Below are 9,425 nucleotides of genomic sequence, written 5' to 3'. Positions count from 1 at the left end.
CGTCTTCGCCTCTATAGCTATGACGTGGATCAAGCACCGGCACGTAGCGCGAGAAGGTGTCGACCACCGTCAGCACGCGCAGTTTCTTACCCGTTGCGAGTTGGTCGTGAACGAAGTCCATCGCCCAGACGTCGTTGGGTCCGACGGCCATGTGCCGATCCTCGCGAAGCTTGGCTTTTACCCCCCGCTTCGGTGTCTTGTTCCGCAACTGTAGCCCCAAGTCCCTGTAAATGCGGTAGGTTCGCTTGATGTTGGTGCCCCAACCCTCGCGTTCCAACAGCACATGCACGCGGCGATAGCCGTACCGCACACGGATCTCGCAGATCTCGCGAATACGACGTTCCAGACCGGCCTGATCAGCACGGCGAGAGGTATAGTGGTGAGTTGATCGATCGAAGTTCAACGCTCCACAAGCACGTCGGATCGAGATCGCCCAATCGCAGCACATGCCTTTCACCATCTCCCGCTTCCGAGCAGGCCTTAGAGCTTTCGGCGGATGACATCCTGCAACATCTCGCGGTCCAGCGTCAGATCCGCGACGATCTTCTTCAGGCGCGAATTCTCGTCCTCGAGCTGTTTCAGCCTCTTCATCTCCGGTGGCAGCATGCCCGCGTATTTTTTCTTCCAGTTGAAATAAGTCGCCTGGCTGATCCCCGCCTTCCTGCAGATTTCAGCAACCGACACGCCTTCATCACCTTGCTTCAGAATGAACGCCTTCTGAGCGTCCGAAAACTGCGACGCTTTCATCGTCTTCTGGTCCCTTTCCCAGCCAGGAAAATGCACCGGAAAACTCTAACCAAAATTGGTCCAGTTTGAAGGGTTCAGATCAGCATCAGCCGCAACTTTCTACCAGCGCCGTCGCTTATCCGATCCGACGACCATGTCTATTTTGTGGGGGAGAACGGTGTTGCCGGTGGTCATGTTGGCGATCGGTGCTTGTACGTTCGCAGGCCTGTCCACGTTTCAAAGCATATATGCCGAAACGCGCGGACTCTCACCGAATGTCTTCTTTCTGACATTCACCGTCACGACTGTCACATTGCGATTCTCCGTCGCGGGTATGATCGGTAAGTTGCCGCTTGGGCGCCTAGCACTCACCCTCTTCGTGACGACACTGATTGGGATCGGACTTTTGGTTTTGAACCCGGGAAGCGAGCTGCTGTACGTCGTCGCCACCGTTCTCTTTGCGATAGGCTACGGTCTCACTTATTCGACCTTGAATGCGATGGTGGTGAACCTCGCTGGCGAACGTGGTCTGTCAATCTCAACGGCCTCCCAAGTCTTTACACTCGCTTATTTTCGTGGGTTCGTTCGAATTCCCGTATCTCGGTGGCACATTAATTGCTGTTTATGGCATCGACGTTGCCATGCTCGTGATGGCGGGTCTGGTCGCTCTCAACATCGCAATCGCCAGTCAGACATTGTGGAGGGCGGTGTAGGAGACAGACGTCCTTCGATAATGATTTCCGTATCGCTGCCCACGTGCCCGCCCAACCAAAGGAAGTGTGTTTATGCAAGTGCTGGATCTCATCGGTATAGGCATCGGACCCTTTAATCTTAGTCTTGCAGCACTCGCGTGTCCGACGCCGCTGCGCACTGCCTTTTTCGAAAAGGAAAGCGGCTTCGATTGGCATCCTGGGCTGCTGCTGCCCAACAGTCGCCTGCAGGTATCTCCGCTGAAGGACTGTGTGACACTTGCAGATCCGACCAGTCCGTTTTCGTTTCTCAACTACCTCGCGGTGCATGGACGGCTGTACAGCTTCGTAAACCGGTGCGACGCGACCACGTCGCGAAGAGAGTTCACACAGTATTTCCAATGGGTTGCGCATCAGTTGCCACAACTCCGGTTTGGGGAGGAGGTTACCGACGTAACCAGATTAGACGAGGGTTACCGCGTGACGACGACTCGAGATCACTACCATGCACGCTCAGTTGCGATTGGCGTCGGTGTCGTTGCAACAATTCCCGAATGCGCCAAACCTTGGCTGGGCGAGAAGGTCTACCATGTGGCGAGCTATCTGGATCGGCCACAAATCGACATCGGTGAACGCGTATTAGTCGTTGGTGGGGGGCAGAGCGGTGCGGAGGTTGTTGAACACCTATTGGGCAGTCCGGGTATCGGTAAAATTACATGGGTGACGTCACGCGGGAACCTGTTCACGAGGGATGACAGCTCTTTTATCAACGTGTCATACACGCCGTCTTACAGCCAGCGCTTTCATTCGCTGCCACTTAAAAAACGTCGCACTATTGTCGACGACGAAAAACTCACCAGTGACGGCATTTCAGCAGAATTGAGCAACCGCATTTACGAAACTATCTATCACCGCAGCGCGACTGGCAATATTGACGATGTCATTCAACTGCTACCCGCAGTCGTCATGAAGGAGTTGTCTCCTCATGCGGACGGTTGGCACGCGCTGTTGGCTTCGCACGGCACCTGTCAGCGACCGACTGTAGTGGCTGATCGGGTCGTACTCGCCACCGGTTTCGAGCCTCGCCCGCTAGCGTTTATCGATCGCCTATTGGCTTCCGCTTCTATGGAAGGCGGTCTGCCGGTCGTGAAGGACGATTACTCCGTTCAATTCGAGGACAACGCCCCCGGCCAGGTATATCTGCAAAACCGATCCCCAGTCCAAAGTGGCTTGCAGAGTGTGAATCTATCGCTCGTCGCCTACCGAAACGGTCGCATCATCAATAGCCTGCTTCGGCGTGAATACTATCTGAACGTCCCAGATCGGCCGATCCTTGGGTGCCTAGGTTTACTTCCCGCTCAAGAGACACAAAACGCAAAATAACACTCCAGTGCAGTGCAGCTCGGGGCGCCTGCTCACGACGCAGCTTTACCAGGCGGCTTTAAATCTAAAAAGGAGTTACACATGTTAACCAAAGAACAAAAATCAACATGGGATGACGTTGGATACATTAGGATTGAGTCATTTCTCGATCTAGAAAGCCGAGATAAACTTTCAGCTCTTGTGGCTGATGTTTCGTGCTGGGAGACAAGTGAAGACAAATGGCTGATATGGTTCGAAAAAACAACTGACGGTAGGAGGATCATTTCGAAGGTCGAGAACTTCCTCGAATTTAACGCCCCCCTGCGTGATTTACTGCTGGCTGACCACCGTATCGAGTCGATCGTCGAAGAGTTACTGGGGGAAAATGCCCGCATGCTCAAAGAGTTGCTGATCTTTAAGTACTCCGACAGCGGCGGCTATCGCCCGCATCAGGACATCTACCATATCCCACATAAGCTACCAGACCGGATGGTGCACGCGATTGTTGCAATAGGCATCGACGATTCCGGCCCAGACAACGGAGGGCTTTTCTTCAGCCCCGGGAACCACAAAAAGGGCGTGTTCCCAATGGACGCCGGCGGCGTAATGTACCCCGAGGTCGCGGACAGGCTGGCCTGGGAGCCCGTAACGTGGAAGGCCGGTGACATTTTCATCTTTGACGACTATGCCCCACATTACTCAAAGCCCAACAAAAGTGAAAATTCTCGAAGGGTGATTTATCTCGTGTTCCAGCGTGCCTCAACTGGTGGGCCAACGAGGGCCGAATACAACAAACTGAAACGCGCCTACAACCCTCCCGAGGGCAAGGTCTCCAACATCGACGAGCTCAAGCCGCCGAACGGCATTTTCTATCGCGATTGAAGGCAGAGGACAGAGGCAAACATGTATACGAAACAGATCGACCGCTCAATCATGCGCCAGGAGTATGGCGTTCTGGTGTGCCGGTTACTTGAGCATCTACCGCAGGCAGTCGCAACGGCTTTCGGCACATCGATTGTGGAGGTGGTACCTGGCGATGCGGTCGATCTTCATTCGCACCCAGAGCACGAACTCTGGGTATTGATCTCGGGCAGCGGCGTGTTTCAATCCGATGGAGAAACCTCCGCAGTCAGTGGGGACACGATGGTCTATATAGCGCCGCACCAAAAACACGCGATCAAAAATAGCAGCCCTCAAACCAGCTTAAAGTTCCTTTCGATATGGTGGGATTGAATTGAGAGCAAACCAACATACTTTTTTTGCCTGCTCGGCGCCGCCGTGCCCGAACGGCAAGCTGCATCTTGGGCATATAGGTGGCGTGTACCTTCTCGCCGACGTGTTCGTACGCTACCACCGCATGGTAGGCAACGCGGCCTATCACGTGACAGGTGCGGACGAACATGGCACTTACACGCTGGTGAAAGCCCGAAAGCTTGGCAGGCCGGTTGATGACGTCGCACACATGCACATTGAAGAAATTCTGCAGTGTCTGCGGTCAGTTGATATTGAACCGGACGTATTTGTAAGGACTTCAAGCGAAGACCACAAAGACCGCAGCTTGGCGATCTACGACCAACTAAGAGCGTCCGGCTACGTTGAGCTGCGCGACGGAGAGCAACTGTATTGCGGGACGTGCGAAGAGTTCGCCGCAGACTCACTCGCGGTCGGAGAGTGTCCAGCTTGTAACGCGCCAACAGATAGTAACCTTTGCGAAGATTGCGGCTCGGCGCTGCAACACAATCTACTACGCAACCCGATTCACACGACATGCGGCCAGAGCCTTATCTTGCGCCCGATTCGACAGGTTCATTTTGAGCTTGAAAAATTTGCTCCGGGGCTCGATCACGCCATTGAGGCGAGCGGATGGCCGGAATCCATAAAGCGCAAAGAACTTGACTGGCTACGGTCAAAACTGATGGCATTGCCGATGTCGCGGCATTTCGACCGTGGTGTGACTTTGAACTCCCCGGTGGAGGTGGCAGGCCAAACTTTAATGACTTGGTTTGAAGGATTGTGGTGCTATGAGACAGGAATCGAACGCCTCTGCAAGCAAAATGGCGCAGATCTCGATGACACTATGCGCAACGCGAGCACGAGACTCGTATTCTTCATGGGTCAGGATAACCGGTTTTATTACACGATCGGCGTTACTGCTAGTTTGTTCTCGCGCGGTTATGCGATTCCATACAACCATGCAATTCAGGACTTTTATAAGCTCGAAGGCGCGAAATTTTCTACTAGCCGTGACCACGCTGTGTGGGCTGACGAGGTGGCAGCAGATATCGACACGAACGTGCTGCGCTACTATTTGGCTAGCCTCGCCAAGCCATTTGGCGCAAACGACAACGATTTTCTGATCGAGGGGCTGCTTCAGACCGCGGCTAGAATTCGTGCTTTCGAAACGGCTTTGCGCAAGTCCGCCGGATGTAACGAGACGCTGACGGCCGACAAGCTGACAGTCGAGCAGAACCACAATGTTAAACGATATTCCGAAGCGGTGCAGGACTTGCGCGTCTGGGATGCCATGGACGCCATAGACGCCTTTTTCGACGTTGCGTCTTTTTCAAGGGCAGATACCTCAGTCAGCGCAGCGGAAGTTTCCGTATTTCTAAGCCTTCTTAATCCTGTGACCCCGATGCTTGCGGCGCGGTATGGTGCTTTCTTTTTCGGAGCCGGATGGCGGCCGGGGCTCGATGGCGGCACTATCCGGCCAAGCACCGGCTTACGCAAACCGGTTGATTTCCCATTGTTTAGCGACCCGATTCCGGAAGCCTTCATAGAGGCTTATGAAAGACGATTTAGGCAAGTCCGGCCGAATTCTTAGCTTTTAATGACGGCAACCGCTTTGACGATCCCGAGGCGAGTAACGCGGACGCCGACCGGATGACGGCATCTCGATAGCGGAGAACGCAAGGCGGCAGTCGGGCGACCTACTTCGTTCCGAAAGGCCCACGACGGCTTTCTGGCGTGCGACGGCGTCGCGCTTGGCGGCGGGCCTTTCTATTTTTTTAAGGAGCTCGGGAAGTGGGGCCGTATCCAGGATCTGCTCGGCGAGCAGTCTCTTCAGTGTGGCGTTCTCTTCCTCAAGCGCCTTCAGGCGCGTTGATCTTTTCATCACAAATTACTGGCACGCCACCAATATCTTGAACATGCTTCCAAACAGAAGGAGCCCGCCAGTCGATAGCCAGCGTACGGCAAAGCCTCTCCGGTATCGCGATATGATGAACCTACTTCCGCCCATCCGTTCACTAGCATTTCATGTCGCTCGGTGACGCCGCTCCACATCGCCTATTGCTAAGGTGCCATTCGATATTTAAAGTGGATTATCTGCAACTATAACGTCTATCGTAACTATGCGGCCTACTTAATTGATCACCAAACTAACCTAAGCCTTTTTGACGAACCTTCATTGGATCTATGCTGGAAGGTTCTGTACTGGAAAAATCGATTGTTTGGATATAAAATATCCGTTGTTTGGATGTGACTAAAGATGCGTTTCAAGGGCCTTGATCTAAACCTGCTCGTTGCATTGGATGCGCTCACGACCGAGCGCAACCTAACGGCTGCCGCACGTAGTATCAATCTAAGTCAACCAGCAATGAGTGCCGCCATTGGTAGGCTTCGGGACTATTTCCGCGACGAATTGTTTACAATGAATGGTCGAGAACTTCGGCTGACGCCCCGTGCCGAAGGACTTGCCTCGGCAGTGCGTGAAACTCTCTTGCAGGTACAATGCTCAATCATCTCTTGGGAGCCGTTTAACCCGTCGAAGTCTGACAGATGCTTTAGAATAGTTCTGTCCGATTTCATGATGCTGATATACTTCAATAAAATCATTGAGCGAGTTGCTCGAGAAGCGCCCGCAGTCAGCTTTGAGTTGCTGCCTTTGGATAGTGATCCGTACGAGATGCTTAGCCGCGGTGACGTCGACTTCCTCATCGTGCCTGAATTTTTTCTCTCGGGCGCACACCCGAGCGCAAAACTGTTCACAGAGAAGTTTGTATGTGTAGCCTGTTCGACAAATGTGGACCTACCTTCAGCGCTGACGATCGAGCAATATGTCTCCACGGGACACGTCGCTGCCGCGTTTGGGCGCTTTTTGAAGCCATCGGTCGAGGGCTGGTTCTTGCTCGAGAATGGTATTCAGAGGCGGGTGGAGGTCGTCGTGCAAGGGTTTAGCTTAATACCACCAGTCCTGCGTGGCACGAACCGCATAGCTAACCTACCGCTTCGCTTAGTCGAGCATTACGAAAGTACTTTCCCTTTGCGGATCATCAACCTTCCGTTACCGCTCCCCGTCTTCACAGAAGCTGTTCAATGGCCAGCGCTCCATAATGCCGATCCAGGGAGCATCTGGTTCAGGGAGATATTGGTTGAGGAAGCTTCCCGTATGATGTCCTCCAACGCACCTAAAATACATGGGTTGCTACAACAATCCGGTTCCTGACCAAGGTTCCTGCTTGAGTAAGATCCGCCCGAGCCCGAATGTGTTCAACAGCCACCAAAGAGGCTTTTCAAAGGTATCCATCCGGGGAAGGCCGCTGACCTTGCCCCCAAGTTTTATCCAGTTTTGAGTTCGCTCCGACGGTTTTGGGTTGCTGTATTTGCGGCGGTAGCGGCGGGTTGCGGTGCGGAGCAATTGTGGTCCCCCAGCACCCTTCGATTTGCCGCCGAAGGTGCTAGACAGCACGTCGCGCAATCGTCCGAAGGGCGGCCGATCGGCGACGGGCGTAGCGCTCAGCTTCGTCGATAAAATGGCCTGCGGGTCACTCACAGGTGGTGCCGTCTTCAGCTAATCTGCCGATTCCGATGAAGCCGCCCCTTTGTTCCGAGATGATTGCGCCCCGGGATTCCGGGATGATCTCGCCCCCCTGAGGCTGGGGTCCTGCTGGCAGTGATTGTTGTCAGTTCATTCGTGTAGCGAGTCAAGATTTCCGGCGCTGATTTCGCCGCAAGCTTTCCCCGGATAGGTCTATGCGATGGGCGTTGTGAACGAGGCGATCGAGGATGGCATCGGCGTAGGTTGGGTTGCCGATGATCTCATGCCAGGCTGATACCGGAAGCTGACTGGTAATGATTGTCGAGCGGCGGCCGTAGCGATCCTCGAGGATCTCCAGAAGGTCGTGGCGAGCCTGCTCGTTGAGCGGTTCCAGACCCCAGTCATCGAGGATCAAGAGCTGGACGTGCCCGAGGGTTCGCTGCAGCCTTGCATAGCGGCCATCGCCGTGAGCGAGAGCAAGATTGGCAAACAGCCGCGGCACGCGCTGATAGAGAACCGAGCGATCATCGCGGCAAGCCTTGTGCCCGAGCGCACAGGCCAACCAGCTTTTTCCGACGCCAGATGGCCCGCAGATCGCGAGGTTGTCGTGGGCATCGATCCAGTCGCCGCCGATCAGCTTCATGAACAGCGCCCGATCGAGACCGCGCTCGCTGCGGTAATCGACATCCTCAGGCACAGCATGGTGGCGCAGTTTGGCAAACCGCAGACGGGCGGCAAGCTTGCGATCGTGGCGCGAGCTCCATTCTCGTTCGAGCAGCAGCCCGAGCCATTCGGCATGGGAGAGTTGTTCGCTCTCGCCGTTGCTGATCAGTTCGTTGAACGCCTTGGCCATGCCGGTCAGGCCCATGGCATTCAATTTATCAAGGGTGGGATGTGCAAGCATATGTCGTCTCCTCAGTGGTAATAGCGGGGGCCGCGGATGTTGGAGTGATTGATCGGCTCGGGTGATGCTGTGCTTGATGACGAAGATCGGTCGAGGTGATTGTCGAGAATGGAGCGCACCGATCCATAGGTTCGAGCGCCGATTTCCAATGCTCGGCCGCAGGCCGCGTTGACCCTCTCGCGTTCGAATGCTTTGACGAGGCGGATAATGCCCAGGCAGGCTCTGTAGCCCTGTTCCGGATGCGGCCGATCAGCGAGAATACGCTCGCAGAGCAATGCAACGTCCGATCCGATTGCCGACGCCTCGCGGCTAATGCGCTCTATCGTCCAGTCGGCAAAGCGGCGATGGGATGATGGCATGTGCTCGGGAGTTGTCGTGTGCTTGCCATTGCCGCTCGAACGCCGGTGGGCGGCAATCCGCTCGCCCTTGTAGAAGATCTCGATGGTATTGGCGGTGATGCGTGCCTCGACTTGCTCACGGGCAAAACGATAGGGCACGGAGTAATAGTGCTTGTCGATATCGACATGATAATCGAGCCCAGCCCGGCGTATCTTCCATTCAGCAAAGACGTATCGTTCGACGGCAAGCGGCCGCAGGGCCGGATAGTCGATCTCTTCAAACAACTGTCGCCTTGTGCGCCCGACACGACGCAGAACACGGGTGTCGTTGAGATCGGCGAGCAATTCCATGATTGCCGCATTGACGTCGGCAAGGCTGTAGAAGACGCGGTGGCGCATTCGGCCAAGCAACCAGCGCTCGACAATGCGAACCGCTGCCTCCACTTTCGCCTTGTCCCGCGGCCGGCGTGGTCGCGTCGGAAGAACAGAGCTTCCGTAGTGAGCTGCCATCCCGGCATAGGGTAAGCCCACGGTGAAGGCCGTCTTGCGATAGAGGGCTTCTGACTGCCAGTCCTAGTGGTAACACTAGGAGTAGTCATATGACGAAGCATCCAATTGAGGTGATCACGTCTGTAGAGCGCCGTCGG

At 54.9% G+C, this 9,425-nt stretch carries 7 protein-coding genes and 3 pseudogenes; 5 read left to right on the top strand and 5 right to left on the bottom strand.

What is annotated here, in order from left to right; all coding sequences use genetic code 11:
• A pseudogene (locus tag EFD56_RS31955) lies at positions 1 to 747 on the bottom strand (IS3-like element ISRel21 family transposase); the annotation flags it as partial.
• A gap of 764 nt (positions 748 to 1,511) precedes the next feature.
• On the opposite strand from EFD56_RS31955, the gene EFD56_RS31945 reads away from it, so the two are divergent.
• From EFD56_RS31945 to EFD56_RS31930, 4 genes are all read left to right on the top strand, one after another.
• Entirely contained in the window at positions 1,512 to 2,798 is a 1,287-nt protein-coding gene (locus EFD56_RS31945) for a lysine N(6)-hydroxylase/L-ornithine N(5)-oxygenase family protein (RefSeq protein WP_037145588.1), read from the top strand.
• 81 nt (positions 2,799 to 2,879) lie between these two features.
• Positions 2,880 to 3,659, top strand: coding sequence for a phytanoyl-CoA dioxygenase family protein (locus EFD56_RS31940; protein WP_010018321.1), 780 nt, complete (start codon positions 2,880 to 2,882; stop codon positions 3,657 to 3,659).
• A gap of 21 nt (positions 3,660 to 3,680) precedes the next feature.
• Entirely contained in the window at positions 3,681 to 4,010 is a 330-nt protein-coding gene (locus EFD56_RS31935) for a cupin domain-containing protein (RefSeq protein WP_004677772.1), read from the top strand.
• Between the two features lies 1 nt (position 4,011).
• On the top strand, positions 4,012 to 5,601 hold the full coding sequence (locus tag EFD56_RS31930) for a class I tRNA ligase family protein (protein WP_126907118.1): 1,590 nt from the start codon (positions 4,012 to 4,014) through the stop codon (positions 5,599 to 5,601).
• Between the two features lie 111 nt (positions 5,602 to 5,712).
• On the opposite strand, the pseudogene EFD56_RS31925 reads toward EFD56_RS31930, so the two are convergent.
• Positions 5,713 to 5,880 (bottom strand): annotated as a pseudogene (locus EFD56_RS31925) (IS3 family transposase); the annotation flags it as partial.
• Between the two features lie 387 nt (positions 5,881 to 6,267).
• Here EFD56_RS31925 and nodD2 point away from each other — a divergent pair.
• Entirely contained in the window at positions 6,268 to 7,224 is a 957-nt protein-coding gene (gene nodD2 / locus EFD56_RS31920; protein ID WP_004677768.1) for a transcriptional regulator NodD2, read from the top strand.
• On the opposite strand, the gene EFD56_RS32885 is transcribed toward nodD2, so the two are convergent.
• From EFD56_RS32885 to istA, 3 genes and pseudogenes are all read right to left on the bottom strand, one after another.
• Positions 7,204 to 7,551 carry a hypothetical protein gene (locus tag EFD56_RS32885; protein WP_080712032.1) on the bottom strand — a complete coding sequence of 116 codons (348 nt, stop codon included), beginning with the start codon at positions 7,549 to 7,551 and terminating at the stop codon, positions 7,204 to 7,206. The genes nodD2 and EFD56_RS32885 overlap by 21 nt on opposite strands.
• A gap of 151 nt (positions 7,552 to 7,702) precedes the next feature.
• Positions 7,703 to 8,440, bottom strand: a complete 738-nt coding sequence (gene istB, locus EFD56_RS31915; protein WP_007539334.1) for an IS21-like element ISRel16 family helper ATPase IstB — start codon at positions 8,438 to 8,440, stop codon at positions 7,703 to 7,705.
• Positions 8,441 to 8,451: 11 nt separating this feature from the next.
• Positions 8,452 to 9,309 (bottom strand): annotated as a pseudogene (gene istA / locus EFD56_RS31910) (IS21-like element ISRel16 family transposase); the annotation flags it as partial.
• Between the last annotated feature and the right edge of the window lie 116 nt (positions 9,310 to 9,425).

The organism is Rhizobium phaseoli, assembly GCF_003985125.1.
Taxonomy (GTDB): Bacteria; Pseudomonadota; Alphaproteobacteria; order Rhizobiales; family Rhizobiaceae; genus Rhizobium; species Rhizobium phaseoli.
This window is presented reverse-complemented; position numbering and strand designations above follow the sequence as displayed.

Coding starts and splice junctions, on each gene's coding strand:
- EFD56_RS31945 (WP_037145588.1), top strand. CDS start 1,512: ATGCAAGTGCTGGATCTCATCGGTATAGGCATCGGACCCTTTAATCTT.
- EFD56_RS31940 (WP_010018321.1), top strand. CDS start 2,880: ATGTTAACCAAAGAACAAAAATCAACATGGGATGACGTTGGATACATT.
- EFD56_RS31935 (WP_004677772.1), top strand. CDS start 3,681: ATGTATACGAAACAGATCGACCGCTCAATCATGCGCCAGGAGTATGGC.
- nodD2 (WP_004677768.1), top strand. CDS start 6,268: ATGCGTTTCAAGGGCCTTGATCTAAACCTGCTCGTTGCATTGGATGCG.
- istB (WP_007539334.1), bottom strand. CDS start 8,440: ATGCTTGCACATCCCACCCTTGATAAATTGAATGCCATGGGCCTGACC.